This is a genomic window from Promicromonospora sp. NPDC059942 (assembly GCF_042731755.1).
In the GTDB taxonomy this organism is placed as follows: Bacteria; Actinomycetota; Actinomycetes; order Actinomycetales; family Cellulomonadaceae; genus Promicromonospora.
In genome coordinates this window covers 96,667-122,137 of sequence record NZ_JBHWLR010000003.1, presented here as the reverse complement: position 1 = coordinate 122,137, position 25,471 = coordinate 96,667, and the positions used below count along the sequence as shown (strand labels likewise).

General features: G+C 72.9%; 22 protein-coding genes. 6 read left to right on the top strand and 16 right to left on the bottom strand.

What is annotated here, in order from left to right; genetic code table 11:
- Positions 1–42 precede the first annotated feature (42 nt).
- Positions 43–1,488 (top strand): class II fumarate hydratase, encoded by a 1,446-nt coding sequence (locus ACFV9Q_RS05615; RefSeq protein ID WP_377228066.1) that lies wholly within the window; start codon positions 43–45, stop codon positions 1,486–1,488.
- A gap of 94 nt (positions 1,489–1,582) precedes the next feature.
- On the opposite strand, the gene ACFV9Q_RS05610 is transcribed toward ACFV9Q_RS05615, so the two are convergent.
- A complete protein-coding gene (locus tag ACFV9Q_RS05610) occupies positions 1,583–2,350 on the bottom strand; it encodes a GPP34 family phosphoprotein (RefSeq protein ID WP_377232575.1) in 768 nt (255 codons plus the stop codon).
- A 274-nt stretch (positions 2,351–2,624) separates the two neighbouring features.
- Positions 2,625–3,884 (bottom strand): PhoH family protein, encoded by a 1,260-nt coding sequence (locus ACFV9Q_RS05605; protein ID WP_377228827.1) that lies wholly within the window; start codon positions 3,882–3,884, stop codon positions 2,625–2,627.
- Between the two features lie 504 nt (positions 3,885–4,388).
- Here ACFV9Q_RS05605 and ACFV9Q_RS05600 point away from each other — a divergent pair.
- Both ACFV9Q_RS05600 and nhaA read left to right on the top strand, forming a co-directional pair.
- Complete coding sequence (locus tag ACFV9Q_RS05600; protein ID WP_377233542.1) at positions 4,389–4,952, top strand: DUF1697 domain-containing protein; 564 nt, start codon at positions 4,389–4,391, stop codon at positions 4,950–4,952.
- Between the two features lie 112 nt (positions 4,953–5,064).
- The gene (gene nhaA / locus ACFV9Q_RS05595; protein ID WP_377233541.1) at positions 5,065–6,357 is read left to right on the top strand and encodes a Na+/H+ antiporter NhaA; all 1,293 of its coding nucleotides are present in this window, start codon (positions 5,065–5,067) and stop codon (positions 6,355–6,357) included.
- 178 nt (positions 6,358–6,535) lie between these two features.
- Here nhaA and ACFV9Q_RS05590 read toward each other — a convergent pair whose 3' ends face one another.
- From ACFV9Q_RS05590 to ACFV9Q_RS05570, 5 genes are all read right to left on the bottom strand, one after another.
- The gene (locus ACFV9Q_RS05590; RefSeq protein ID WP_377233540.1) at positions 6,536–7,795 is read right to left on the bottom strand and encodes an acetyl-CoA C-acyltransferase; all 1,260 of its coding nucleotides are present in this window, start codon (positions 7,793–7,795) and stop codon (positions 6,536–6,538) included.
- 87 nt (positions 7,796–7,882) lie between these two features.
- A complete protein-coding gene (locus ACFV9Q_RS05585; RefSeq protein WP_377233539.1) occupies positions 7,883–8,533 on the bottom strand; it encodes a CoA transferase subunit B in 651 nt (216 codons plus the stop codon).
- Positions 8,534–8,536: 3 nt separating this feature from the next.
- On the bottom strand, positions 8,537–9,343 hold the full coding sequence (locus ACFV9Q_RS05580; RefSeq protein WP_377233538.1) for a CoA transferase subunit A: 807 nt from the start codon (positions 9,341–9,343) through the stop codon (positions 8,537–8,539).
- Between the two features lie 82 nt (positions 9,344–9,425).
- Complete coding sequence (locus ACFV9Q_RS05575; protein ID WP_377233537.1) at positions 9,426–10,190, bottom strand: 3-hydroxybutyrate dehydrogenase; 765 nt, start codon at positions 10,188–10,190, stop codon at positions 9,426–9,428.
- Between the two features lie 80 nt (positions 10,191–10,270).
- A complete protein-coding gene (locus tag ACFV9Q_RS05570) occupies positions 10,271–11,635 on the bottom strand; it encodes an MFS transporter (protein ID WP_377233536.1) in 1,365 nt (454 codons plus the stop codon).
- Positions 11,636–11,801: 166 nt separating this feature from the next.
- Here ACFV9Q_RS05570 and ACFV9Q_RS05565 point away from each other — a divergent pair, with 166 nt between their 5' ends.
- The gene (locus ACFV9Q_RS05565) at positions 11,802–12,731 is read left to right on the top strand and encodes a LysR family transcriptional regulator (RefSeq protein ID WP_377233535.1); all 930 of its coding nucleotides are present in this window, start codon (positions 11,802–11,804) and stop codon (positions 12,729–12,731) included.
- A 267-nt stretch (positions 12,732–12,998) separates the two neighbouring features.
- On the opposite strand, the gene ACFV9Q_RS05560 is transcribed toward ACFV9Q_RS05565, so the two are convergent.
- From ACFV9Q_RS05560 to ACFV9Q_RS05525, 8 genes are read right to left on the bottom strand one after another with little or no spacing between them, the layout of a single operon-like run.
- Complete coding sequence (locus tag ACFV9Q_RS05560; RefSeq protein WP_377233534.1) at positions 12,999–13,991, bottom strand: alpha/beta fold hydrolase; 993 nt, start codon at positions 13,989–13,991, stop codon at positions 12,999–13,001.
- Complete coding sequence (locus ACFV9Q_RS05555) at positions 13,988–14,632, bottom strand: TetR/AcrR family transcriptional regulator (RefSeq protein ID WP_377233846.1); 645 nt, start codon at positions 14,630–14,632, stop codon at positions 13,988–13,990. Before ACFV9Q_RS05555 ends, ACFV9Q_RS05560 begins: the two co-directional genes overlap by 4 nt.
- Before the next feature lie 17 nt (positions 14,633–14,649).
- Positions 14,650–16,200: a class I adenylate-forming enzyme family protein gene (locus tag ACFV9Q_RS05550; RefSeq protein ID WP_377233533.1), complete on the bottom strand. Its 1,551-nt coding sequence runs from the start codon at positions 16,198–16,200 to the stop codon at positions 14,650–14,652.
- On the bottom strand, positions 16,197–17,258 hold the full coding sequence (locus ACFV9Q_RS05545; protein WP_377233532.1) for a branched-chain amino acid ABC transporter permease: 1,062 nt from the start codon (positions 17,256–17,258) through the stop codon (positions 16,197–16,199). Before ACFV9Q_RS05545 ends, ACFV9Q_RS05550 begins: the two co-directional genes overlap by 4 nt.
- Complete coding sequence (locus ACFV9Q_RS05540; RefSeq protein ID WP_377233531.1) at positions 17,255–18,130, bottom strand: branched-chain amino acid ABC transporter permease; 876 nt, start codon at positions 18,128–18,130, stop codon at positions 17,255–17,257. Before ACFV9Q_RS05540 ends, ACFV9Q_RS05545 begins: the two co-directional genes overlap by 4 nt.
- Complete coding sequence (locus tag ACFV9Q_RS05535; RefSeq protein WP_377233530.1) at positions 18,127–18,900, bottom strand: ABC transporter ATP-binding protein; 774 nt, start codon at positions 18,898–18,900, stop codon at positions 18,127–18,129. Before ACFV9Q_RS05535 ends, ACFV9Q_RS05540 begins: the two co-directional genes overlap by 4 nt.
- Positions 18,897–19,670, bottom strand: coding sequence for an ABC transporter ATP-binding protein (locus tag ACFV9Q_RS05530; RefSeq protein ID WP_377233529.1), 774 nt, complete (start codon positions 19,668–19,670; stop codon positions 18,897–18,899). Before ACFV9Q_RS05530 ends, ACFV9Q_RS05535 begins: the two co-directional genes overlap by 4 nt.
- Positions 19,670–20,872, bottom strand: coding sequence for a substrate-binding domain-containing protein (locus tag ACFV9Q_RS05525; protein ID WP_377233528.1), 1,203 nt, complete (start codon positions 20,870–20,872; stop codon positions 19,670–19,672). Before ACFV9Q_RS05525 ends, ACFV9Q_RS05530 begins: the two co-directional genes overlap by 1 nt.
- A gap of 245 nt (positions 20,873–21,117) precedes the next feature.
- Here ACFV9Q_RS05525 and ACFV9Q_RS05520 point away from each other — a divergent pair, with 245 nt between their 5' ends.
- Both ACFV9Q_RS05520 and ACFV9Q_RS05515 read left to right on the top strand, forming a co-directional pair.
- Positions 21,118–22,380, top strand: coding sequence for a PHB depolymerase family esterase (locus tag ACFV9Q_RS05520; RefSeq protein WP_377233527.1), 1,263 nt, complete (start codon positions 21,118–21,120; stop codon positions 22,378–22,380).
- Between the two features lie 197 nt (positions 22,381–22,577).
- Positions 22,578–23,867 (top strand): hypothetical protein, encoded by a 1,290-nt coding sequence (locus ACFV9Q_RS05515; RefSeq protein WP_377233526.1) that lies wholly within the window; start codon positions 22,578–22,580, stop codon positions 23,865–23,867.
- A gap of 7 nt (positions 23,868–23,874) precedes the next feature.
- On the opposite strand, the gene ACFV9Q_RS05510 is transcribed toward ACFV9Q_RS05515, so the two are convergent.
- The gene (locus ACFV9Q_RS05510; protein WP_377233525.1) at positions 23,875–25,341 is read right to left on the bottom strand and encodes a helix-turn-helix domain-containing protein; all 1,467 of its coding nucleotides are present in this window, start codon (positions 25,339–25,341) and stop codon (positions 23,875–23,877) included.
- Between the last annotated feature and the right edge of the window lie 130 nt (positions 25,342–25,471).

Below are 25,471 nucleotides of genomic sequence, written 5' to 3'. Positions count from 1 at the left end.
CTGGGATGCGTCACCCGCCCGAGCCTGCGGCACGATAGACCCATGACTGCTGACACCGTCGTCTCGTCGGGCTCGACCGAGCCCGGCGACACCAACGCCGCATACCGCATCGAGCACGACACCATGGGCGAGGTCCGCGTCCCCGCGAACGCCCTGTACCGAGCGCAGACGCAGCGTGCCGTCGAGAACTTCCCGATCTCCGGCACCCCGCTGGAGCGCGCCCACATCGAGGCGCTCGCCCGGGTGAAGAAGGCCGCCGCCACCGCCAACGCGGAGCTCGGGGTGCTCGACCAGGACATCGCCGACGCCATCGTCGCCGCGGCCGACGAGGTCGCCTCCGGCAAGCACGACGGCCACTTCCCGGTCGACGTCTACCAGACCGGCTCGGGCACGTCGTCGAACATGAACACCAACGAGGTGCTCGCGACCCTCGCCACGGCCTCGCTCGGCAAGGACGTGCACCCGAACGACCACGTCAACGCGTCGCAGTCCTCGAACGACGTGTTCCCCACCTCGGTGCACGTCGCCGCGACGTCGGGCGTGGTCAACGACCTGATCCCCGCGCTGACCCACCTGGCCGACGCGCTGCAGGCCAAGTCCGACGAGTACGCGACCGTCGTGAAGTCCGGTCGCACGCACCTGATGGACGCCACCCCGGTGACCCTCGGCCAGGAGTTCGGCGGGTACGCCGCCGCGATCCGCTACGGCGTGGAGCGCCTGCAGTCCGCGCTGCCGCGCGCCGCCGAGGTCCCGCTGGGCGGCACCGCCGTCGGCACCGGCATCAACACCCCCGCCGGGTTCCCGCAGCGGGTCATCGCGCTGCTCGCCCAGGACACGGGCCTGCCGCTGACCGAGGCGCGCGACCACTTCGAGGCCCAGTCCGCGCGCGACGGCCTGGTCGAGCTCTCGGGCGCGCTGCGCACCATCGCGGTCTCCGTGACCAAGATCTGCAACGACCTGCGCTGGATGGGCTCCGGCCCCAACACCGGCCTGGGCGAGATCGCGCTGCCCGACCTGCAGCCGGGCTCCTCGATCATGCCGGGCAAGGTCAACCCGGTCATCCCCGAGGCCGTGCTCATGGTGTGCGCGCGCGTCATCGGCAACGACGCCACTGTCGCGTGGGCCGGCGCGAGCGGCTCGTTCGAGCTCAACGTGCAGATCCCGGTGATCGCGCAGGGCGTGCTGGAGTCGATCCGTCTGCTGTCGAACGCGTCGCGCGTGCTTGCGGACAAGACGATCGTGGGCATCACCGCCAACGTCGAGCGCGCCCGCGCGCTGGCCGAGTCGTCGCCGTCGATCGTCACGCCGCTGAACCGCGCGATCGGCTACGAGGCCGCCGCCAAGGTGGCCAAGCACGCCGTGAAGCAGGGCATCACGGTGCGCCAGGCCGTGGTCGACCTCGGCTTCGTCGAGCGCGGCGAGGTCACCGAGGAGCAGCTCGACACGGCCCTCGACGTGCTGTCGATGACCCGCCCGCCGCAGGCCTGAGCCGCACCACCCCCGCACGCGACGAGGGCCGCTTCCGATCGGAAGCGGCCCTCGCTGCTGTCCGCGCCGGGCGGCGCGGGTACGAGTGCGGTCGTCAGGCGACCGGGGTGCCCTCGGCGGCCGGGATCGCTGCGGCCTCGGCCTCCGCGGCCTCCTTGGTGTTCGCGATGATGACGGCGGCCGCGACGGCGGCACCGACCGTGGCGACGGCGGCGACCGAGGCCGCGATGGCGACCTGCGTGGCGACCGTGGCGACGCCCCACTCGCTGCCGGCGATCTCCTCGGCGCGGTCCTGGGCGACCTTGCGCTGCTCCTTGCCGACGAGGCCGGAGATCAGGCCCGAGCCGTGCAGGAGGGAGATCAGGGTCGCGGTGCGCTCGTCGGGCTCCGCGCCCTCGACGAGGACCTTGGTGAGGTTCGCGCGCAGCGCGGTCTCGTGGCTCGAGTCCGGGGCCGGCCAGCGGGTGACGGGGAGCATGCGGAAGAGCTTGGTCTCCTCCTTCTCCAGGATGCCCCGCTCGACGAGCGCGGCCAGGAGGTTCTCCTCGGCGTCCTTCGAGATCGCCTCGACGACCTTGCGCGCGGGGGCGTCGGGCGTGGCGAGCACGGCCTGCAGCGCGGCGTCCAGGGCGATGTGGCCCGCGGGGCTGTTGTCGGTGACGATGATCGTGGCGTCACCGGCCTTCTCGCGCTCCTCCTTGGTGGCGCCGGCCTCGGGCGCACCCCGCAGCAGGGTCTTGCGCGCGTCGGAGAGGTCGGCGAGGAGCGCACCGGCGAGGCGAACACCCAGGTTGTCGACGTTGGCGGTCTTGCCCGTCTCGTCGTCGACGGCGAGCAGCAGGAAGTCTTCGGCAATCAGCATGGGGCAGATGCTATATCCGACAAGCGAGACACGCCCCGATTGAACCAGTGGCCGAGAAGCTCACTCTGCGCCACGACTATGGTTAGGCTTACCTAAGGTGCTATGGTCGCACTGCACGCAGGGGAGGCGGTCCACCGGACATGCGGGGCTGGGGGGTTCCGTCCGGCCGGCCCGCCTCTCCAGTGCCAGAAGTTCCCGAAGGCGCCGGACGCCCAGGTCGTTTGCGGCGACCTGGGCGTCCGGCATTCTCCGACGGTGTGCGTCCGGCAGGTCCTCAGACCTCCAGGCGCTCCAGCATGTCGGTCACCAGCGCCGCCACCGGCGAGCGCTCCGACCGGGTCAGGGTCACGTGCGCGAACAGCGGGTGCCCCTTGAGCGCCTCGATCACGGCCGCGACGCCGTCGTGCCGCCCCACCCGCAGGTTGTCGCGCTGCGCGACGTCGTGGGTGAGCACCACGCGCGAGCTCTGGCCGATGCGCGACAGCACCGTCAGCAGCACGTTGCGCTCCAGGGACTGCGCCTCGTCCACGATCACGAACGAGTCGTGCAGCGAGCGCCCACGGATGTGCGTGAGCGGCAGCACCTCGAGCATGTCGCGGGCGATGACCTCCTCGACGACGTCCGGCGAGACCAGCGCCCCGAGCGTGTCGTAGACGGCCTGCGACCAGGGGTTCATCTTCTCGGACTCGGACCCGGGCAGGTAGCCCAGCTCCTGCCCGCCCACCGCGTACAGCGGCCGGAAGACGAGCACCTTGCGGTGCTGCTGCCGCTCCAGCACGGACTCCAGGCCGGCGCACAGGGCGAGCGCCGACTTGCCCGTACCGGCCCGGCCGCCGAGCGAGACGATGCCGATCTCCTGGTCGAGGAGCAGGTCGATGGCGACGCGCTGCTCGGCCGAGCGACCGTGCACGCCGAACACCTCCTGGTCGCCGCGGACCAGCCGCACCTTCTTGTCCGGCGTCACCCGGCCGAGCGCGGAGCCGCCCGGCGAGTGCACGACCATGCCCGTGTGCACCAGGAGCGGCGAGGCCGCCTCGACCGTCGCGGGGTCCAGGGCCGCGATCTCGACGGAGTCGTTCTCCCAGAGGGCGCCCATCTGCTCGTCCGAGAGGTCGATCTCACGCATGCCGGTCCAGCCGGAGTCCACCGCGAGCTCCGCCCGGTACTCCTCGGCCTGCAGGCCCACGGCGGACGCCTTGACCCGCATCGGCAGGTCCTTGGAGACGACCGTGACGCTGCTGCCCTCGGCCGCCAGGTTGGCGGCCACGGCCAGGATGCGCGTGTCGTTGTCACCCAGGCGGAAGCCGGCGGGCAGGACCGAGGGGTCGATGTGGTTGAGCTCCACCCGGAGCGTGCCGCCCGTGTCCCCCACGGGGACCGGTGAGTCGAGCCGGCCGTGCTGCACCCGCAGCTCGTCCAGCATCCGCAGGGCGCTCCGGGCGAAGTACCCGAGCTCGGCGTGGTGGCGCTTGGCCTCCAGCTCCGTGACCACGACGATCGGGAGTACGACGTCGTGCTCCGCGAACCGCATCATCGCCTTCGGGTCGCTCAACAGCACTGACGTGTCGATGACGAAGGTCCTGCGTTCGTCACCTGCCGCGCCGGCAGCGGCGTCGGCACTCTGGTCGGACGGACGGGTGGTGTGTGCGGAATGGCTCACTGCGGTTCTCCCTCCGGCGCCGAAACGCCGTGACAGCCTCGTCGCTACCTGGCAGATACCGCCTGTCGGCGGAACCGACCCGGTCGAACCGGGGCTGGTGGATGGGCCGAGCGACCGACTCGGTGCGCCGCGTCGTGGCGCAGAGCCGGGGCCGGCCCTTCTCCACGGAGCGAGCACTCCATAGGTTGGCCTCCCGAAGGGGCGACTGGGTGCCGTCCCTGAGGTGGAAACTACGCGCCCTGCCATCCCGTGACCAGACCCACGCCCCGGCGGGTCGCAAGTTGTCACGAACTGTTCACATGGTGGCAATAGCTTGATTTTTACTCCAAGGAATAGCAAAACTCGCAGGGAGGCGCGCCCAGGCGGCAGGATGGTCACATGGCTTCCTTCGCCGTCCTGCTCCGAGCCGTGAACATCGGACCCGGCCTGCGTGTGTCGTCGGCGGACCTGCGCGGAGCCGCCGAGGACGCGGGTCTCGCCGACGCCCGGACGCTGCTGAACAGCGGCAATCTCGTGGTGACGACCGGGACCTCCGGGGCCGGCAGCGCCGCCGACGTCGCCCGGCTGGTCGAGGACCGGCTCGCCGAGCGCCTGGGACAGGACGTGTCCGCCGTCGGGCTGAGCGCGGAGCAGCTCGAGGACATCGCCTCGGCCAATCCGTTCCCGGCCGCCGCCCGGGACGACCCGTCCCACCTGCAGGTGCACGTCCCGTTCGGTGACCTCGACGAGGCGGGCATCGCCAAGCTCGACCTGGCCAGCCCCGGCCGAGAGATGCTCGCGACGGCCGCGGGCGTGCTGTACGTGCACTACGTGGACGGGATCGGCCGGTCCAAGCTCACGCCGAAGATCGTCGACCGGGCGGTCGGGGCGCCGACCACGGCCCGCAACTGGAACACGATCACCAAGCTGCGCGCCGCCTGCGCCGGGCTGGCCTCCCGGTAGTCCCGGGCCCGCGCCCGGTAGGGTGGGGGCCAGGGAGTGCCGGGAAGTCTGGTCGGCGTGGACCGGGTCGACCGGTCCGTGTCAGCCGACCCCGCACCCGAGAGGACGACCGTTGACCGGTACCGCCCCAGCACCCACCCGAGCCCAGCGCCTGCGCACCTGGCTGTCCCGCGAGACGACCGGCGGGGCGCTCCTGATCGGGGCCGCGTTCCTCGCCCTGCTCTGGGCCAACTCCCCCTGGCGTGAGTCCTACCAGGCGCTGTCCGACGCCGTCGTAGGCCCGGCCGCGATCGGCCCGCTCCCGGTGCACCTCGACCTCTCGCTGGCCACCTGGGCCGCCGACGGGCTGCTCGCGGTCTTCTTCTTCGTCGTCGGCGTGGAGCTCAAGCAGGAGTTCGTCGCCGGGAGCCTGCGCAACCCCCGGGAGGCCGGTGTCCCGATGATCGCGGCCGTGGGCGGCATGGCCGTGCCCGCGCTGATCTACGTCGGCACCCTGCTGCTGCTCGACGAGCCGGGGGCGCTGCGGGGCTGGGCCATCCCCAGCGCGACCGACATCGCGTTCGCCGTGGGGGTCCTGGCGATCTTCGGCCGGGGCCTGCCGGCAGCGATCCGGACGTTCCTGCTCACCCTGGCCGTGGTCGACGACCTGCTGGCGATCGTCGTCATCGCGATCTTCTACACGAGCGAGATCCACTGGCTGCCGCTGCTCGGCACACTCGTCTGCGCCGGGCTGTTCGGCTGGCACGTGCGCTCCCGCACGCCACGATGGTTCGTGCTGCTGCCGCTCGCCGTCGTGGCGTGGGCCCTGATGCACGCGTCCGGCGTGCACGCGACGATCGCCGGCGTGCTGCTCGGCTTCACCGTGCCGGCGGTCGCGCTGCACGGCGAGGCGACGTCGCGCACCACCCGCTACGAGCACCAGATCAGGCCGTTCTCCTCGGGCTTCGCACTGCCCGTCTTCGCCTTCTTCGCCGCGGGCGTCTCGCTGGTCGACGGCGCGGGGCCGGGCGCCGTCGTCGGCCAGCCGGTCGTCGCCGCGATCGCCGCCGGACTGATCCTCGGCAAGCTCATCGGCGTGCTCGGCACCACCGCGCTAATCACGCGGATCACGCCGCTGCGGCTGCCCGACGGGATCGGGGTGCGCGACCTCCTGCCCGTCGGCCTGCTGGCCGGCATCGGGTTCACCGTGTCCCTGCTGATCAGCGAGTTGTCCTTCGGCGACTCCGAGCACACCGACGGCGCCAAGATCGCGATTCTCGGGTCGTCGGTGCTGGCGGCGATTCTGGGCGCGGTCGCGCTGCGCCGGGACGCCCGGCAGGCCAGGACCACGGACATGAACCTCGACGGCCGCCCGGACGACGTCCACGACTACATCGGCGACGCAAAGGACCGCGAGACCCACTGACCCGCCGTCCGCCGTCCGACCACCCGGCTGACTCGGCCACGCACGAACGCCGAGTCAGCGAGTTGGTCCGACCACCCGGCTGACTCGGCAGAGTGGGATCGCCCAGTCAGCCAGCCGGTCCGACCACCCGGCTGACTCGGCAGGGAAAGATCGCCGAGTCAGCCAGCTGGTCCGGCGGTCACACCTCCAGCAGGAGTGCCTCGCCCTGGCCGCCGCCACCGCACAGGCCGACGGCGGCGCGGCCTCCGCCGCGGCGGGCCAGCTCGTGCGCGGCGTGCACCGCGATGCGTGCGCCGGACGCCCCGACGGGGTGCCCCAGCGCGATACCGCCGCCGTGCACGTTGACGATGTCCAACGGCACGCCCAGGGTCTTCGCCGAGACTCCGACCACCACGGCGAACGCCTCGTTGATCTCCACGAGGTCGAGGTCGTCGGCCGTCCAGCCCTCGCGCTCCAGGGCCTGGCCGATCGCCCGGGCGGGCTGGGAGTGCAGGGAGTTGTCCGGCCCGGCCACCTGGCCGTGCGAGCGGAGCGTCGCGAGCACGGGCACGCCGGCCGCCTCGGCCCGGCCGCGCGTGGTGAGCACGAGCGCGGCGGCGCCGTCCGAGATCTGCGACGAGTTGCCCGCCGTCAGCGTCCCGTCGGACTTGAAGGCGGGGCGCAGCCGCGCGAGCGACTCCGGCGTCGTGTCGGGGCGCACGCCCTCGTCGGTGCGGACCTCGACCGGCTCGCCACGACGCTGCGGCACCGAGACCGGCGCCAGCTCGGCCTCGAAATAACCGTCCTTGGCCGCCGCGGCGGCCCGCTGGTGCGAGGCGGCCGCGATCGCGTCCTGCTCCTCGCGCGACACGAACACGTCGCCCGCGTTGTGGTCCTCCGTCGAGATGCCCATCGAGACGTCGTCGAACGCGTCCGTCAGGGCGTCGTGCGCCACGGAGTCGACCAGCTCGGCCGACCCGTACCCGAACCCGGACCGCGCGCCGGCCAGCAGGTGCGGGGCGTTGGTCATGGACTCCTGCCCGCCCACCAGCACCACGGACGCCTCGCCCGTGCGCAGCAGCCGGGCGCCGTCGATGATCGACGTCAGCCCCGACAGGCACACCTTGTTCACTGTCACGGCCTGCACGTCCCAGGACACGCCGGCGGCCACCGCCGTCTGCCGGGCCGGGTTCTGCCCCGCGCCCGCCTGGATCACCTGGCCCAGGACCACCTTGTCGACGTCGGCGGCGAGCGCCCCCGCGCCCTCCAGCGCCTTGCGCGCCGCCACGGCGCCCAGCTCGACGGCGCTCAGCGCCGACAATGAACCCTTCAGCCGACCCTGCGGCGTCCGCACCGCCGAGACGATCACCACGTCGTCGGCGCTGTGTGTCGCGCCCGAACCGGTGGCGCCCGGACCGGTGCTCGTGGCACCCGTCGGAGCAGCAAATGCGTCACTCATGAGACCTCCTTTGGCCGTTCTTCCCAGCGTATCTCTCGGATTCGCGCGCGAGCCCGGCGGTCGCGCGGGCTCGGCGGTCTCGCGGGCTCAGCCCGCCGAACCCACCAGCTCCACCGCGAGCTCCGGCTCCGTCTTCTCCACGACCTCCTCGGCCGTGACCCCAGGCGCGAGCTCGCGCAGCACCAGCCCGGACGGCGTCACGTCGAGCACCGCGAGGTCGGTGATGATCCGGTTGACCACGCCCTTGCCGGTCAGCGGCAGGGAGCACTCGCGCAGGATCTTGGGCGACCCGTCGCGCGCCACGTGCTCCATCAGCACGATCACGCGGCCCGCGCCGTGCACCAGGTCCATGGCGCCACCCATGCCCTTGACCATCTTGCCGGGGATCATCCAGTTCGCCAGGTCTCCCGTGGCCGAGACCTGCATGCCGCCCAGGATCGCGGCGTCGATCTTGCCGCCGCGGATCATGCCGAACGACGTCGCCGAGTCGAAGATCGACGAGCCGGGCAGCAGCGTCACCGTCTCCTTGCCCGCGTTGATGAGGTCCGGGTCCACGGCGTCCTCCGTGGGGTACGGCCCCACGCCGAGGATGCCGTTCTCGGACTGCAGCACCAGGTGCCGGTCGCCTGGCACGTAGTTGGGCACGAGCGTCGGCAGCCCGATGCCCAGGTTCACGTACATGCCGTCCTGCAGCTCGCGCGCGGCGCGCGCGGCCATCTCCTGTCGCGTCAGTGCCACGGTTCAGCCCTCCTTGCCCGACGACGCCGCCGCGGGCTCCGTCACGGTCCGGCGCTCGATGCGCTTCTCGATGTCGGTGCCGACGTGCACCACCCGGTGCACGTAGACGCCCGGCAGGTGCACGGTGTCCGGGTCGATCTCCCCCGGCTCGACGAGCTCCTCGACCTGGGCGATGCAGATGCGCCCCGCCATCGCGGCGAGCGGCGAGAAGTTGCGCGCCGACTTGTTGAACACGAGGTTCCCGTGGCGGTCGCCGCGCAGGGCGTGCACCAGGGCGAAGTCGGTGCTGATCGACTCCTCCAGCACGTACTCGGCGTCGTCCGCCCCGAACGTGCGGACCTCCTTGGGCGGGGACGCGATCGCCACGCCGCCCGAACCGTCGTACTTGCGCGGCAGGCCGCCGTCGGCCACCTGCGTGCCGACGCCCGTCCGCGTGAAGAAGGCCGCGATGCCCGCGCCGCCGGCGCGGAGCTTCTCGGCGAGCGTGCCCTGCGGGGTGAGCTCCAGCTCGAGCTCGCCCGAGAGGAACTGCCGCTCGAACTCCTTGTTCTCCCCCACGTACGAGCTGGTCATCTTCGCGATCCGCTGGGCGTTCAGCAGCACGCCGAGGCCCCAGTCGTCGACGCCGCAGTTGTTGCTCACCACGGACAGGCCGCTGGTGCCCTGCGCCAGCAGCGCCTCGATCAGCGCGATCGGGTTGCCGCACAGCCCGAAGCCGCCCACGGCGAGCGAGGCGCCGTCGGGGATGTCGGCCACCGCCTCGGCCGCGCTCGCGACCACCTTGTCGAACCCGGTGCGTGCCACAGTCATCGTTGACTCCTCCATCAGGTCAGTACTGGCAGGTCATGCCATGTGCCAGTGTCACACTCCCGGCGCGCCGCCGGGCAGCACCTCACCGCGCGCTCCAGCCGCCGTCGATGGTCCACGAGGCACCGGAGACCATCGCGGCCTCCGGCCCCGTGAGCCAGCCCACCAGGGCGGCGACCTCGTGCGGTTCCACCAGCCGCTTCACCGCGGACTCCGCGAGCATGACCTTCGCCATCACCTCGGACTCCGGGATGCCGTGCACCCGCGCCTGCTCGGCGATCTGCTTCTCCACGAGCGGCGTGCGCACGTAGCCGGGGTTGACGCACACGCTGGTGACGCCGTGCTCGCCGCCCTCCAGGGCCGTCACCTTGGACAGGCCCTCCAGCCCGTGCTTGGCCGCCACGTACGCCGACTTGAACGGCGAGGCCACCAGCCCGTGTACCGACGAGATGTTGACCACCCGTCCCCAGCCCCGCGCGTACATGCCGGGCAGGACGGCGCGGACCAGCAGGAACGGCGCCTCCAGCATGATCCGCTGGACCAGCCGGAAGTCGTCCGGCACGAAGTCCTGGATCGGGCTGACCCGCTGGATGCCGGCGTTGTTCACCAGCACGTCGGTCTCCAGCCGGAGGTCGTCGAGCGCCCGGGTGTCGGACAGGTCGACCACCCAGGCCTCGCCGCCCACCTCCTCGGCGACGGCCTTGGCGCCGTCGCCGTCGAGATCGGCCACCGTGACGTGCGCGCCGCGGGCGGCGAGCTCCCGCACGCACGCGGCGCCGATACCGCTCGCGCCGCCCGTCACCAGCGCCCTGCGCCCCTCGAGCCGATGCTCCTCGTGCCTCGCGTTCATCGTCGATCCTGCCCCTCCGTCGTCCTGCACCCGTCGTCCTGCACCCGGTCGTTCCCCCGTACCCGCTCGTGCGCTCCGGCTCAGTCGTTCCGCCCCGCGAGCTCGCGCTCGCGGGCCTGGTCCTGCGCGTCCAGCGCGTGCAGCGACGCGCCCTTGGTCTCGCGCAGCGCGATCGCCGCGACCAGGGTGATGAGCGCGGCGATGCCCATGTAGACGGCGGTGGGCCACCACGAGCCGGTGTTCTTGAGCCAGGTCGTGGCGAGGATCGGGGCCAGCGAGCCGGCCACGATGGACGTGACCTGGTAGCTGATCGAGACGCCCGAGTACCGCATCCGGGTCGGGAACATCTCCGCCATGATCGCCGGCTGGACCGCGTACATCAGGGCGTGGAACAGGAGCCCGGCCATGAGCACGGCCATGATGACCCAGACGTTCTTCGTGTCCATCGCCGGGAAGGCGAACCAGCACCAGGTGGCGCCGAGCACGGCGCCCGTGATGTACAGCGGCTTGCGGCCGATGCTGTCGGCGAGCCGGCCCACGGCGAGGATCACCACGAAGTGGAAGGCGTGCGCGGCCGCGACGACGCCGAGGATGCGCGTGGTGTCCATGCCGAGCGCGGTGCCGAGGTAGACGATCGAGAAGCTGACCACGAGGTAGTACAGGATGTTCTCCGCGAACCGCAGGCCCATGCCGGTGAGCACGCCACGCGGGTACCTCTTGATCACCTCGAGCACGCCGTAACCCTTGTCGCCCTCCTCGATCTCGGCCTTCGCCTCCTCGTAGATGGGGGCGTCGGAGACGCGGGTGCGCACGTAGTAGCCCACGACGATGACCACGGCCGACAGCCAGAACGCGACGCGCCAGCCCCAGGCGAGGAAGGCCTCGTCGGTCAGGGTGGCCGACATCGTGTAGAGCACGACCGTGGCGAGCAGGTTGCCCGCGGGGACGCCGGCCTGCGGCCACGCGGTCCAGCGGGCCCGCTCGGCGTCCTTGCTGTGCTCCGCGACGAGCAGCACGGCACCGCCCCACTCGCCGCCGAGGGCCACGCCCTGGACGAAGCGCAGGATCACCAGGAGCGCCGGTGCGAGGAAGCCGACCTGCTGGAACGTGGGCAGGCAGCCCATGAGCACGGTCGCGACACCGATCAGCACGATCGTGAACTGCAGCGTGTACTTGCGGCCGAGCTTGTCGCCCAGGTGGCCGAAGATGATGCCGCCCAGCGGCCGGGCGAGGAAGCCGACGGCGTAGGTCACGAAGGCCGCGATGATCGCGTCGTAGGCGTTGCCCGTCTCGGGCATCAGCACCTTGTTGAACACGAGCGCCGCGGCGGTCGCGTAGAGGAAGAAGTCGTACCACTCGACGACGGTGCCGGCCATCGAGGCGGCGACGATGCGCCTGATCAGCGACCGGTCGTCCGGTGCGTGGGTGCCCTGCTGTGCGGACATGCTGCTGCTCCTAGGTGTCGACTCTGACACGGGGTGCGGCCGGCCCGCGCGATCCGCGCCGCCTGCCACCTGTGACTCGCCGAGTGTTCCGGGGAAGCACTGTGCGCAGCAATGACGAAGTCGGCAGACGGTATGTGCACGGATGCACACTTGGTAACGTCACGGCATGTCAGCCCGCAACGACCCGCCGGCCGGCCAGGTCGCCGACCAGCTCCTGGTGCTGCTCGCCGTGGCGCGCACCGGCCGGTACACGACGGCGGCGCAGGCGCTCGGCGTCAACCACACCACCGTCGCCCGCAACATCACGGCGCTGGAGCGCGCCCTCGGCGGGCGCCTCCTGGTGCGCGGCGCGGACGGCTGGGAGCTCACGACGCTCGGCCGGCGCGCGGCCCGGGCGGGCGAGGCCGTGTCCGACGCCGTCGACCGGCTCGTCGGGGGCGACACCGAGGCCGATCCGGTCACCGGCGTCGTGCGAATGACCGCCACGGACGGGTTCAGCGCGTACGTCGCCTCCCCCGCGATCGCCCGGCTGCGGGGCGCGCACCCCGAGCTGTCGGTCGAGCTCGTCACGGTCACGCGCGTGGCGACGCACCACCGCTCGGGGGTCGACATCGACGTCGTGGTCGGGGACCCGAAGGTGCAGCGGGCCAAGGCCGTGCGCCTGGGCGAGTACGTGCTCGGCATGTACGGCTCGCGGGACTACCTGGCGCGGCACGGCACGCCCACGACGGTCGAGGAGATGTCCCGGCACGGCCTGGTCTACTTCGTCGACTCCATGCTCCAGGTGAACGACCTCGACGCCCCGCGCCGTCTCGTGCCCGGCATGCCGGACGCGCTGGCCTCGACCAACGTGTTCGTGCACGTCGAGGCCACGCGCGCGGGCGCGGGGCTCGGGTTCCTGCCCTGCTTCATGGCCGACCGGCACGACGACCTGGTGCGGCTCCTGCCCGACGAGGTCACGGAGCGCCTGCCCTACTGGGCCGTGATCCGCACCGAGTCCTGGCGGCGGCCCGCCGTCGCGGCCGTGGTGCAGGTGCTGGCCGACGAGATGTCCCGCCAGCGCGACCGCATGCTGGGCCAGCGCCCGGAGGCCTGACGACGCCGGGCCGACGCCGGGCCGGAGGCGGTCGGCGCGGAGCTCGACGGGGTAAGTCACACACCGGGAGAGGTGGTCGGGTGGACTGAATTTCGTTCACCCCCGACCCGCTGAATTTGGCCCTGCCGGACAGTCCTGCAGAGCCAGAAAGCCCGTGCCCGGGACGAACGGAATTCAGCCCGCCCGGCCACCTCCGCAAGAGCGGTGTTCACCCCGCGGCGCTCACGCCGCGGCAGCTCGATCCGCGGCGGCTGGCCGGGGCGTCGGTCAGCCCTCGACGGTGGTCACCGCTGCCGCCACCGCCGAGATGCCCGGCTCCGCCATGATGATCGTGTAGTGGTTCACGCCGGGCACCTCGCTCGCCGCCAGACGCGGCAGACGACGCTCCCAGTCCGCGACCGTGTCCGCCGGGTACATGCCGCCCGGCTGGTCGAGCAGCCCGCGCGGCGCGCGCAGGAACGTGATCGGCAGGCTCGTGTCCGCGGCCCACGCGAGCGCGGCGGGCAGGGCGTCGCCCCGGGCGGAGTCCGCCGAGTCCGCGGCGACGGCGTCGGACGACGTCGCGGGCCGGAGCACGGGCCCGGCCGCCGCCCCCGCAACGGCAGCGTCCACCGGCGGGTACTCCGCCAGGTCGTAGTCCACGTACTGCTCCACCACGGGGTTCCACTGGCCGAAGGCGGGGTGCGCCCGCCAGAACTCGCGGTACGCCTCGGGACTCGGGAAGGTCTGGGTCAGCCGCTCGATCGCGGGTCCGAGCAGGGCGCGCACCAGCTCCTCCGGGGTCGCGCCGTCCGGCACTCCCGGGGGCAGCGGGATGGGCAGCCCGCCGTCGACGAGCACGAGCCGGGCCACGAGGTCCGGGTGCCGGTGCGTCAGCACGAGCGACACGAACCCGCCCATGGAGTGTCCGACGACGACGGCGGGTCCGTCGGCGAGCGCCCCGATCACGGCGGCGACGTCGGCGGCGTGCGCGGCCATGCCGTACGGGCCGGGCAGCGTGTTGCTGCGGCCGCGGCCGCGCAGGTCGGGCGCGATCACGCGGCGTCCCGGCAGCGCCTCGACCACGGCCGGCCAGGCGCGGTGCGAGGCGGTGATGCCGTGCACCAGCACGACGGCGGGCAGGGGCGCACCGTCCGGGCCGGTCGCCCCGGGCGCCGTCGGCTCCCAGACGCCCACCCGCAGCGTGCCGCCCGCCACCGCCACGTCGTGGGTGGCGTAGGTGTGCGAACCGGTGGCCTCCACCTGGTCGACGACGCTCATGGACGCTCCTCCCCCTCGGTGCTGCCGGTGCCGGTGCCGGTGCCGGCGCCGCCCGGCGCGAGCGCCCGCTCGATGAACCGCATCGCCTGGTCGAACACCTCGGGCGGGACGGCCGACGTCGGGCCGCCGGGCTCGACGTCGGGGCCCCACAGGACCCACCGCATCCCGACGATCTCGCCGATGCCCATGAGCGCCCACGCGGCGACCTCGGGGTCGATGTCGCCGACCTCGCCCGCCGCCTGCGCCTTGGCGAGCCCGTCGCGGTAGCCCTCGACGATCCGGGTGTAGTGCAGGCGCAGCGCACCCGGCGAGACGAACTCGGCCTGCCGCACGATCCGGTACAGCGCGGGGTGCTCGGCCGTGAACTCGAAGAAGGCGCGGAACCCCGCCCGTTCGGCCTCGATCCGGCCGGACGCCTGCGAGGACGCCGCGATCATGGCGTGCCGCACGCGCCGGTTCAGGTCCTCGACCACCTCGTCGAAGATCTCGATCTTCGAGGTGAAGTACAGGTAGAACGTGCCCTGCCCCACCCCGGCCGCCTCCGTGATCTTCACGATCGAGGCGTCGTGGAAGCCGAGCTCGGCGAACACCCGCTCGGCGGCGACGAGGATGCGCGCGCGGGTGCGCTCCCCCTTGGTCATGGGCTGGGAGTTGGTGCTCACCGGGCCTCCTCGGCTGGGCGGACGTGGAGCGCCGAGCGCACCACCTTGTTCAGGGACGAGCGTGGCAGGTCGGGGACGAGGTCGAAGTGCCGTGGGACCTTGTAGCCCGCGAGCTCGCGCCGGCAGAAGGCCTCCAGGTCCTCCGCGTCGGTGAGCCGGCCGCCGCGCGGCACCACGAACGCGTGACCCACCTCGCCCCAGCGCTCGTCGGGCACGCCGACGACGGCGGCGTCCGCGACGGCGGGGTGCCGGCGCAGCGCCGCCTCCACCTCGGCCGGCGTGACGTTCTCGCCGCCCGTGATGAACACGTCCTTGAGCCGGTCCACCACGCGGTAGTACCCGTCGGTATCGCGTTCCACCAGGTCACCGGTGCGCAGCCAGCCGCCCGCGAACGACGCCGCGGTCGCCTCCGGCTCCCGGAAGTAGCCGGCGAACACGCTCGGGCCGCGCACCAGCAGCTCGCCGGTCGCGGTGCCCGCGAGGTGCTCGCCGGTGACCGGGTCGGCCACCGCGACCTCGACGTGCGGGTACGGCACGCCGGCGGAGCCGACGCGGTCGCGTGCCACGTCGTCGGGCAGGCAGAGCACGTTGGGGCCTGCCTCGGTGAGGCCGTAGCCCTGGGTGAGCGCGACGCCGCGGCGGTGCCAGGCGCGCAGCAGCGGCTCCGGCATGGGCGCGCCGCCCACCACTGCGTGCCGCAGCGAGCTCAGGTCGGCCGCCGCGAAGCCGGGGTGCTCGGCGAGCAGCAGGTAGTTGGTGGGCACGCCCATCATGGTCGTGACCCGCCGGTCGGCGACGAGGCGCAGCACCCGCTCGGGCTCGAAGGTGCGCTCCAGCACCACGGTCGCGCCCGTCCACCAGGCCAGGAGCGGCTGGATGTTCCAGCCGCCCACGTGGAACTGCGGGAGCACCGAGAGCACCACGTCCGTGCTGGTCAGCTCCACCGTCCGGGACAGCGACAGGTTGTTCCAGAAGCAGTTCGCGTGGGTGAGCAGCGCGCCCCGCGAGGAGCCGCCGGTGCCGGAGGTGAACACCAGCAGCAGGGGGTCGTCGTCGCGCACCGCTCGGTGCGGCGGGCCGGCGGGCGGCGGCTCGGCGAGGGACATCCGCCGCGTCGGCGGCGGCACCCGCGCCTCCACGCCGTGCGGCCCCAGTGCGGTGCGCGACGGCGGCAGCGGCAGCCGTTCGAGCGCGGCGTCCGCCAGGGTGCCGCACTCCTCCTCGACGAGCACGAGCGCGGGGTCGGCCTGGTCGAGCTGCGCCGCGAGCTCGTGCGGGGACAGCCGCCACGACAGCGGCGCGAGCACCAGCCCGGCCTTGGCGCAGGCGAAGAACAGCACCACCTGGTCGGAGCTGTTGCCGGTCACGGTGGCGATCCGGTCGCCCACCCCGTAGCCGGCGTCGAGCAGCCGGGTCGCGAGCGCCGTCGCCCGGGTCTCCAGGGCGCGGTAGGTCAGGGTGACGCCGCGGTCGTCGACGGCCACCCGGTCGGGCGTCGCGAGCGCGCGGTCGCGCGGCCACCGGCCGAGCGTGTGCAGGTCGCTCATGCCGCCGCCCCCTCGGGCGCGGGGCTCGCCGCGGGCCGACGCCGGGCGGCCAGCCGCTCGGCCGCACCCGCCAGCCCGCCGGGCAGGAAGATCACGACCAGCACGAAGCACGTGCCGAGCAGGAACATCGGCTCCGACAGCGGGATGCGGAGCACGGCGGGCAGCCCGGCCACGGCCTCGGAGTGCGCGAGCTCGGCGAGGCGCTGGTCCAGCAGCGTGTAGAGCACCGCCCCCACGACCGCGCCCCACCGCGAGCCGACGCCGCCCAGCACCACCATGACCAGGAGCGTGAGCGTGAAGTCCGCGGTCGACGTCGCCGGCGAGGCGCCGGACTGCAGCAGCAGGTACGCCATCCCGACGACGGTAGCGAGCGACGCGGCCAGGACGAACACCACGAGCTTGGTCAGGTAGGGGCGGCCGCCGATGATCCGCACGCGCACCTCGTTCTCGCGCACGGCCGCGGCCATGTGCCCGGCCCGGCTGCGCTCGATCCACAGCACGACCAGGTACACGAGCACCAGCACGACGAGCGCCAGCCAGTACAGGTTGCGGGTGTTGACCACGCCCACGAAGGCGTCCGGCACGCCGTCGGTCGCGAGCGCGAGCCCCTCCTCGCCGCCGGTCAGGTCGCCCTGGTCGCGCCGGACGAGCACGTTGCCCGCCTGGGCGAACGCGAGCGTGACCATGGCGAACGAGATGCCGGTGACCCGCAGGGAGATGGCGCCCACGACGAACGCGACGGCCACACCGCCCACGAGCACGAGCGCGGCGGCGGGCAGGAGCGGCACGTCGGTGCGGTCCAGCACGATCGCGAGGCCGTAGATCCCGGCCGCGAAGTAGAGCGCGTGCCCGAAGCTCATCAGGCCCGCCACCCCGAACAGCAGGTGGTACGAAAGCGCGAGCGCCGCCGTCAGCCAGCACAGGGCGAGGAGCTGGAGCGTGCCCGGCTCGTAGGTGTATCCGGGCAGCACGCCGGGGACCGGGAGCGCGAGCAGGGGCAGGCAGGCCAGGAGCACCAGGAGCGCCAGGCCGCCGAGGCGGGTGCGGATGCTGGTCATGCGGGCCTCCCCATCAGTCCGGACGGGCGCACGAGCAGCACGAGCGCCAGGAGCAGGACGACGATCAGGTCGCCGGTGTTGTTCAGGTAGAAGTTCGCGAGCTGCTGCAGCACGGCGACGACGACGGACGCCACCGCTGCGCCGGTCAGCGAGCCCATGCCGCCGATCACCGTGACGATGAACGCGAAGATCAGCAGGCTCGCGCCCAGGTGCGGCGAGACGTAGTTCAGCGACTGCGTGGCCAGCACGCCACCCAGGCCGGCGGCCGCCCCGCCCACGGCGAACACGAGGGTGAACGCCCGGCGCACGTCGATGCCGAGCGCCGTGACCATGGCCCGGTTCTCGACGCCGGCGCGGATGATCAGGCCGTACCGCGTGTACCGCAGGAACGCGACGATGCCGCCGAGCACCGCCGCCGCCGCGAGCACGTTGAGGAACGCGGTGTTCGGCACGTGCGCGCCCAGGACGTCGGTGGTCGAGGACAGCCACTCGGTGCGCGTGACGTTCCGGGGGTTCGGCCCCCAGATCCCCTCGAACAGGGCGACCGTCGCGAGCGAGAGGCCGACGGTGACGAGCACCTGCTCGATGTGCCGGTTGTAGAGGGGCCGGATGAGGCCCAGCTCCGTGGCGGTCGCCGCGGCCGCGCCGGTCAGCGCGCCCACCACGAGGCCGAGCAGGAGCCCGCCCCAGGTGCCCGCGCCGACGAGGTTGCCGGCCGCGAGCCCGACGAACGCGCCGAGCGTGAGGAACGAGCCGTGCGCGAAGTTCAGCACGCCCATCAGGCCGTAGATCAGGGACAGGCCCGAGGCGACGAGGAAGTACAGCCCGCCCAGGCCGAGGCCCGTGGCCAGCAGGAGGATCAGGGTGCTCATCGGCCGGCCTCCGCGGTGGTCGTTGCTTCTGCGCCGGACTGCTCGCCGGCCGGGTCGGGCTCGCCCGCCGAGACGCCCAGCAGCCGCTGGACCAGGTCGGGGTCGTCCAGCAGCGCCCGCGCCGGACCCGTGTGCACCACGCGTCCGGCGTCGATCACCACGACGCGCTCGGCGAGCCGCTCGACCACCTGGAGGTTCTGCTCGACGAGCAGCACCGGCACGGTCAGCGCGGCCGTGGCCAGCGTCTCGGCGACCTCGGTCACGATCCGCGGCGCCAGCCCCTTGGTGGGCTCGTCCACGAGCAGGATGCGGTTGTCGTTGAGCAGCGCCCGCGCCAGGGAGACCATCTGCTGCTGCCCGCCCGAGAGCGTGCCCGCCCGCTGCCCGGCCCGCTTGACCAGGTCCGGGAACAGGGCGTCGACCAGCTCGCGACGCTCCGCCGTCGTGCCGGTCCTCTCCGCGAGCCGCAGGTTCTCCGCCACCGTCAGGCCCGCGAACACCTCGCGGTCCTCCGGCACGTAGCCCACGCCGCGCCGGACGATGCGGTCCGTGCGCTCGGCGTCCACGCGGACGCCGTCGAGCAGCACCTCGCCCGAGCGCTCGATCAGGCCGAGGACCGCCCGCAGCGTGGACGTCTTGCCGACGCCGTTGCGGCCGAGCACCGCGGTGACGCCGGACGCCGGGACCTCGAACGACACGTCGTGCACCACCTCCTGGCCGGCGATGCGCGCCGACAGGCCGCGCACCTCCAGCACGTTCGGCCCGCTCATGCCGCGCTCCCCGCCGTCGTGCCCAGGTACGCGGACTGAACCGTCTCGTCCGCCATGACCTTCTCCGGGACGTCGCAGGTCAGGAGCTCGCCGTGGTGCATGACGGCGACCCGGTCTGCCAGGCCGAGCACCACGTCCATGTGGTGCTCCACCATGAGCACCGTGCGGCCGGAGTCGTTGATGGACCGGATCACCTCGACCAGCCCGGCGACGTCGCCCGTCGCCACGCCCGCCATCGGCTCGTCCAGCAGCACGACGGACGAGTCCATCGCCAGCAGCACGGCGATCTCCAGCTTGCGCTTGTCGCCGTGGGACAGGTCGCCGGCCGCGGCGTCCGCCCGGTGGGTCAGGCCCACGGTCGCGAGGCGCGCGGCGGCCTCCCCCGACGCGGCGTCGCCGCGTCGGGGAAAGCTCAGCACCGAGAGGCTGCCGCCGAGGCGGCGCTGGGTGGCGAGCCGGACGTTCTCGACGACGGACAGCCGCGGGAACAGGCTCGACGTCTGGAACGTCCGGCCCAGGCCGGCACGGGCCCGGACCGCGACGGAGGCCGCGGTCACGTCCCGGCCCCCGAGCAGCACGCGGCCGCTCGTGGCCCGGTAGATCCCGCTGATCAGGTTGAACAGCGTGGTCTTGCCCGCGCCGTTCGGACCGATCACGCCCAGCAGCTCGCCGCGCCCCACCCGGAGGTCCACCCCGTCGAGGATGCGCGCGCCGCCGATCGTCAGCCCGAGGCCGGCCGTCTCGAGGACCGGCTCGCCACCCGTCGCCATTACTCGCTCGCCTCGGCGGGCGCGACGGTCTCGCCGTCGATGACCTCGACCAGCTCCGGCGTCCAGGCGTCGCCGTCCTTGACCAGCTTGGCCTGGTACATCGGCTGGATCAGCGCGTGGTCGGAGGCGCGGACGGTGGTCTCGCCCTTGGGGCCCTCGAACGTGTAGCCCTCCAGCGCGTCGACCATGGCCTCGACGTCGCCGGCGCCCTCCTCGATCGCGTGCACGATGAGCTGCGCCGCCACGAAACCGTCCGGCGTGAACAGGTCAGGCGTGCCGCCGGCCGCCTCGACGGCGTCCAGCATCGCCGTCTCGGTCTCCGTGCCGGCCGCGCCCGGGAAGTAGTGGTTCAGGAAGCTGACCTTCTCGGCCGCTTCCCCGTAGGCGCCGTAGGTGGCCACGTCGCCCAGGCCGGTCACGACGGTGGTCCCGTCGAGCACGCCCTGCTGGTCCAGGCCCTGCCACATCGCGCCCGTCGTCGCGCCGGCCCAGGCCACGAAGACCATGTCGGCCTTCGCGTCGAGCACCTTCTTGGCGAAGGGCGTGAACTCGGTGGCGTCCTCGGGAACCAGCACCGAGGAGACCTCGGCGCCCTGGCCGCCCAGCACGCCGTCGACCGCGGCGAGGTTGCCCTGCCCGAACGCGTTGTCCTGGGCGAAGACGACGACCTTCGCGCCCTTCGGGTCCACGAACGTGCCCGCCGCGGCGACGTCCTGCAGCGACTGCCGGCCGCTGCGGAACGTGTACCGGTTGATGCCGGTGAGCGTGTCCACGGCCGCGGGGCCGGAGACGTACAGGACCTTGTTCTGCTCGGCCTGCTCGGCCAGGGGCAGCGCCACGCCCGAGACGACCGTGCCGCCCAGGATCTGGTAGCCCTTGCCGATCAGGTCCTTGGCCTGCGAGACCGCCTTCTCGGGGTCGCCGGCGTCGTCGTGGTAGGTCACGTTCAGCTCGTGGCCGGCCACCGTCCCGGTGCCGTCCGTGGCGTACTCGATGCCCGCCTCGAACCCCTGCTTGTAGGCCGCGCCGTAGGCGGCGAGCGGCCCCGACTCGGAGTAGACGATGCCGACGTCGATCGGTGCCGCGTCCGCGCCGTCGTCGCCGCTGCCGCCGGTGGTCGCGCCGGTCGGCGCGCACGCCGCGAGCGCCAGGCCCGTGACCGCGGCCGCGGCGACGGCCATGAGGGACTTCCTCGTCCGCATGACTCTGCCCTTCTTCGGGTGGTCGCCGCTCGTGAGGTGCGGGCTACGTCGCCCAAACCTGAGAGGCGATTCAGGTTGCGGAGATAGTGGACGAGACGGGCATCTCGTGTCAACCCATCCGCCGACGGAAGGGGCCGGGTGAACTATTGACAGGTGATTCAGGTCGCACCTAATGTCCGCAGATGTCCGGCTGACCCCGCGCATCGGAGCGCCTCGGGCGGCACGACCTCAACGTGGAGGTTCGCATGACACACCCATCCCCCCGGCGCCCTCGGCGCCTGGCCTTCTGGATAGCGGCCGTCGTCGCCGTGGCGCTCACCCCGCCCGCGGTCGCGGCCGTGGCCGCCGTCGCCCAGCCGGCCGCGCAGTCGGTCGCGGCCGGCGCCTGGTCGTCCCGTACGGCGGGCGGCATGACGACGCAGCTCTACGTGCCGACGTCGCAGCCCGCGCTGGCGGCCGGGCGGGCGCTGATGATCAACCTGCACGGCTGCGTGCAGACGTCGGCCAACCTGAAGAGCGGCGGCAACTGGGCGACGACCGCCGACGAGCACGGCATGGTCGTGGCCGTCCCCGCGGCGCCGAACGGCGGCGTGCTGCTCGGCTGCTGGGACTACTACGACACCTCGCACTCGCGGGCCAACCCGGCGCGGCACGACGACAACCTGTTGCAGCTCGTCGACGACCTCCTCGGGGACGCCTCGCTCGGCATCGACCCGAACCAGGTCTACCTCTCCGGGCTCTCGTCCGGCGGCGGCGAGACCATGGTGATGGGCTGCCTCGCGCCCGACGTCTTCGCGGGCATCGGCATCAACGCCGGCCCGACGGTCGGCACGACGTCGGGCCAGATCGGTTCCGTGGCGACCACCAAGGCGCAGGCCACGACGGTCTGCCGCAACTTCGCCTCGACCGGCTCGCCGGGCTTCGGCACGCAGGTGACGTCGGTGGTGTACGGGTCGTCCGACACGACCGTCGCGACCGGCTACAACACGCTGAACGCGCAGGTCATGGCGGGGATCTACGGCGCCTCCAGCCAGTCGTCGTTCTCCCTGGCGGGGCTGCCGGGCACGAACACCGCCGGTAGCGGCACCCTGTGGTCCGACGCCGCGGGGCCGCGCGTCTCCCTCATCGCCAACACGAACGTGGGCCACGCGTGGCCCGCCGGCGGCGGTCCGGGCGGCTCGTACATCTCGACGAGCTCGGTGAACTACCCGGCGTACGTGACGGACTTCTTCTTCGACAACAACCGGCGCGTGGACCGGTCGGCCGAGCCCACCGACCCGCCGACGGACCCGCCCACCGACCCGCCCACCGACCCGCCGGGCCTGTTCTGCGGAGCGGCCACGAACGCGCAGCACCAGGCCGCGGGCCGGGCGACGTCGTACGGCATCGACCCGTACAACCCGTTCTACGCCGTCGGCTCCCTGGACTACCTCGGCCAGGGGAACGCGACCGTGACGACCCTGCAGGAGACGTCGGAGGGGGTGTACGACCTGGTCACGGGCTGCTGACCCGCTGAACCCGCTCCGGGCCGGGAAGCCTCCCGGCCCGGAGCCGGGGAGCGTCCCGGCCTCGGGCCGGATTTATTCGCGTGCCCCGGACAACCTCCGCGTGCCACGATCGAGGCGGCCTCGGCCGCCCGGCCGGGACCAGGGCGCCGCCGCACCGCCGCGGCAGCGCGCATCGCCTGACACCCCCAGGAGTCATCGTGCGCCGAGCAACCCTGACCGCGACAGCCGCGGCCTCCGTCCTCCTGACCGGCCTGGTCGCGGTCCCGGCAGTCGCCGCACCCGGCGACCCGATGCCGGGCTGGGACCCGCGCCCGGAGGAGGCGCACCGCGAGGTCGCCGTCGCCGGCTCCGGCCGCGTGTTCGTCGACGCGAGCTCCGAGGGCGGGTACAAGGTGGTCTCCTACCTGGAGAACGGCTACGGGAACGACTGGGTCCGCACCGAGAACGACCCGGGCACGTGGGCCGAGATCGCGACCGGCGAGAACGGGTACGCCGTGGACCTCCGGTTCAGCGCGGACGGTGCGGCCCGCTACCGCACCCACGACGGCAGCACCTGGAGCGACGCCGCGACGTTCTACGACGACGACGTCCACGCGACGCAGTTCGCAGCGAACTCCGCGGGCGACGTGGCGGTGCTCCTCCGGCTCCACGAGGACGGCGGCGGCGGGACCGTGCTGGCCCGCCTGGCGCACGGCGGGCAGTGGGTCGTACAGGAGGTCCCCGGCGTCCCCGCGGACGTGCCCGCCGACGTCGCGCTCAACGACCAGGGCAAGACCACGCTGGTCTGGGCGGCGCCCGCCGGCGAGACCGCGGACGTCCGCCGGTCCGTCGTCCGGGCCGGCTCGACCACGCTGACCCCGCCCACGACGGTCGGCACGGTGAACGACCCCGCACCCAACCTCGCGATCGACACGGACGGCGAGGGCCGCGAGACGATCATCGGCGGCAACCTCCTGTGGCGGCAGGCGAGCACGAACCAGCTTCCCGTGTACCGGCTCCGCGCGAGCGTCCATGCGCAGCTCGTCACCGGCGACTCCGCGACGCGCGTGGTCTGGCCGGCCACCACGGAGACCGGCTACGCGATCCGGTCGGTGCTGTTCGACGACGAGACCCAGCGCCCGCAGACCACGCTCTGGTCGCACACGCAGCCGCCCTCGGGCTGCCGCGCCGACAGCGGGATCGCCAACGTCGCCCTCGGCGTCGGGATGGTCCCCGGCGGCCGGTCCTACCTCGCCGTCGGCCTCCGGCGCGACATCGGGACCGACGACACCTGCCCCGACATCGCGTCCCTGCTCGTGGTGGACCGCCAGGACCAGGTGCTGGGCGAGGAGCCCCTCGGCTACTTCGCCAACGGCGAGGAGTTCCAGGTGGACGCCGGTGCCGCCGGCCCGGTCACCGTCGAGTTCAAGAACTGGGACGACGGCGCCGACCCGGTCGGCGAGGACCAGCCGGACGGGCTGTACTCGCTGGGGTTCTTCCAGCGCTGAGCAACGCTCAGCCCTCGGGAGCGTGCCGCTCCAGGAACGTGTAGACCTCCGTGGTCTCCACGCCCGGGTACGCGCCCGAGGGCATCGCGGCCAGCATCGACGCGTGCGGCCGGGCGGAGGGCCAGGCGAAGTCGCCCCACTTCTCGGTCAGGTCCGCGGGCGGACGCCGGCAGCACGACTCGTCGGGGCACCGCGACGCCGACCGGACCGTCGTCTCGCGCCCGGAGAACCACTTGACGTGCGCGAACGGCACGCCGACGGAGACCGAGAAGGCGCCGTCCGACGTGTTCTCCACGCGCGACGTGCACCAGTAGGTGCCCGACGGCGTGTCCGTGTACTGCGCGTACGGGTTGAACCGGTCCTCGACGTCGAACACCTGGCGCGCCGTCCACTGCTTGCAGACGTGCTGGCCCTCGACGGCGCCCAGGGCGTCCGAGGGGAACCGCACGCCGTCGTTCTCGTACGCCTTGTGCAGGATCCCGGACTCGTGGACCTTCATGAAGTGCACCGGGATGCCGAGGTGCCGCGTGGCCAGGTTGGTGAACCGGTGCGCGGCGGTCTCGAAGGACACCCCGAACGCGTCGCGCAGGTCCTCGATCGCGATGGCGCGCTCGTCCTTGGCGTCGCGCAGGAACTTCACGCCCGGCTTCTCCGGCACCATCAGGGCCGCCGCGAGGTAGTTGGCCTCGACCCGCTGGCGCAGGAACTCGCCGTAGTGGCCCGGCTCGGTGTGGTCGAGCACGTGCGAGGCGAGCGCCTGGAGCAGCGCCGAGCGCGTGTTCGAGCGGCCGCGGAACCCCTTGGACGGCAGGTAGACGCGCCGGTTGCGGGTGTCGATCACCGACCGCGTCGAGTGCGGCAGGTCGCTCACGTAGTGCAGCGTGAAGCCCAGGTGCGCGGCGATCTCCGCGGCCATCCGCTGCGGCAGCGGCCCGGAGGTGTGCCCGACGTCGGCGAGCAGCTCCTTGGCGACCTGCTCCAGCTCGGGCAGGTAGTTGTCCTTGGCGCGCATGTCGTCGCGGAGCTCGCCGTTGGCCCGGCGCGCCTCCTCGGGGGTGGCGGCGCGCTCGGTGTGCAGGCGCTCCAGCTCCCGGTGCAGCGCCAGGATGGTCCCGAGCGCGTCGGTGGGCAGCGACTTGCCGATGCGCACACCGTCGATCCCGAGGGACGCGAACAGGGGGCCGCGCTGCACCCGCTCCAGCTCGATCTCCAGCGCGTCCCGCTCCGACGGCGGCTCGGCCGACAGCAGGTCGTCCACCCCGGCGCCGAGCGCCCGGGCGATGGCCTGGAGCTGGGAGAACTTGGGCTCCCGCTTTCCGTTCTCCAGCGTGCTGACCTGCGACGGGGCGCGGTCGATCGCCGAAGCGAGGTCCTCGAGCGTCATGCCCTTGCTGGTCCGCAGGTAGCGGATGCGCCGGCCGATCGTGAGCGCGTCGGGCTCGCCGTCCGCCGTCGGGCCGCCTGCGCTACCCACCGCCGGGCCGCGCGCGGGACGCGCCACCGGACGGCGCGTGGCGCCCGCCGCCTGCCGGCGTGGCTGGGCGCCCTGCCCGCCCTGCGGGGAACGCGAGGATGTCGCGTTTCGGGCGGTTCCGCGATTTTCG

Bases quoted from the DNA above. Each gene is read 5' to 3' on its own strand.
- ACFV9Q_RS05525 (WP_377233528.1), bottom strand. From the start codon at position 20,872: ATGCGGACGAGGAAGTCCCTCATGGCCGTCGCCGCGGCCGCGGTCACG.
- ACFV9Q_RS05600 (WP_377233542.1), top strand. From the start codon at position 4,389: ATGGCTTCCTTCGCCGTCCTGCTCCGAGCCGTGAACATCGGACCCGGC.
- ACFV9Q_RS05605 (WP_377228827.1), bottom strand. From the start codon at position 3,884: ATGATGCGGTTCGCGGAGCACGACGTCGTACTCCCGATCGTCGTGGTC.
- ACFV9Q_RS05545 (WP_377233532.1), bottom strand. From the start codon at position 17,258: ATGACCAGCATCCGCACCCGCCTCGGCGGCCTGGCGCTCCTGGTGCTC.
- ACFV9Q_RS05555 (WP_377233846.1), bottom strand. From the start codon at position 14,632: ATGACCAAGGGGGAGCGCACCCGCGCGCGCATCCTCGTCGCCGCCGAG.
- ACFV9Q_RS05550 (WP_377233533.1), bottom strand. From the start codon at position 16,200: ATGAGCGACCTGCACACGCTCGGCCGGTGGCCGCGCGACCGCGCGCTC.
- ACFV9Q_RS05610 (WP_377232575.1), bottom strand. From the start codon at position 2,350: ATGCTGATTGCCGAAGACTTCCTGCTGCTCGCCGTCGACGACGAGACG.
- ACFV9Q_RS05530 (WP_377233529.1), bottom strand. From the start codon at position 19,670: ATGGCGACGGGTGGCGAGCCGGTCCTCGAGACGGCCGGCCTCGGGCTG.
- ACFV9Q_RS05615 (WP_377228066.1), top strand. From the start codon at position 43: ATGACTGCTGACACCGTCGTCTCGTCGGGCTCGACCGAGCCCGGCGAC.
- ACFV9Q_RS05560 (WP_377233534.1), bottom strand. From the start codon at position 13,991: ATGAGCGTCGTCGACCAGGTGGAGGCCACCGGTTCGCACACCTACGCC.
- ACFV9Q_RS05580 (WP_377233538.1), bottom strand. From the start codon at position 9,343: ATGACTGTGGCACGCACCGGGTTCGACAAGGTGGTCGCGAGCGCGGCC.
- ACFV9Q_RS05535 (WP_377233530.1), bottom strand. From the start codon at position 18,900: ATGAGCGGGCCGAACGTGCTGGAGGTGCGCGGCCTGTCGGCGCGCATC.
- ACFV9Q_RS05570 (WP_377233536.1), bottom strand. From the start codon at position 11,635: ATGTCCGCACAGCAGGGCACCCACGCACCGGACGACCGGTCGCTGATC.
- ACFV9Q_RS05565 (WP_377233535.1), top strand. From the start codon at position 11,802: ATGTCAGCCCGCAACGACCCGCCGGCCGGCCAGGTCGCCGACCAGCTC.
- ACFV9Q_RS05540 (WP_377233531.1), bottom strand. From the start codon at position 18,130: ATGAGCACCCTGATCCTCCTGCTGGCCACGGGCCTCGGCCTGGGCGGG.
- ACFV9Q_RS05575 (WP_377233537.1), bottom strand. From the start codon at position 10,190: ATGAACGCGAGGCACGAGGAGCATCGGCTCGAGGGGCGCAGGGCGCTG.
- ACFV9Q_RS05590 (WP_377233540.1), bottom strand. From the start codon at position 7,795: ATGAGTGACGCATTTGCTGCTCCGACGGGTGCCACGAGCACCGGTCCG.
- ACFV9Q_RS05520 (WP_377233527.1), top strand. From the start codon at position 21,118: ATGACACACCCATCCCCCCGGCGCCCTCGGCGCCTGGCCTTCTGGATA.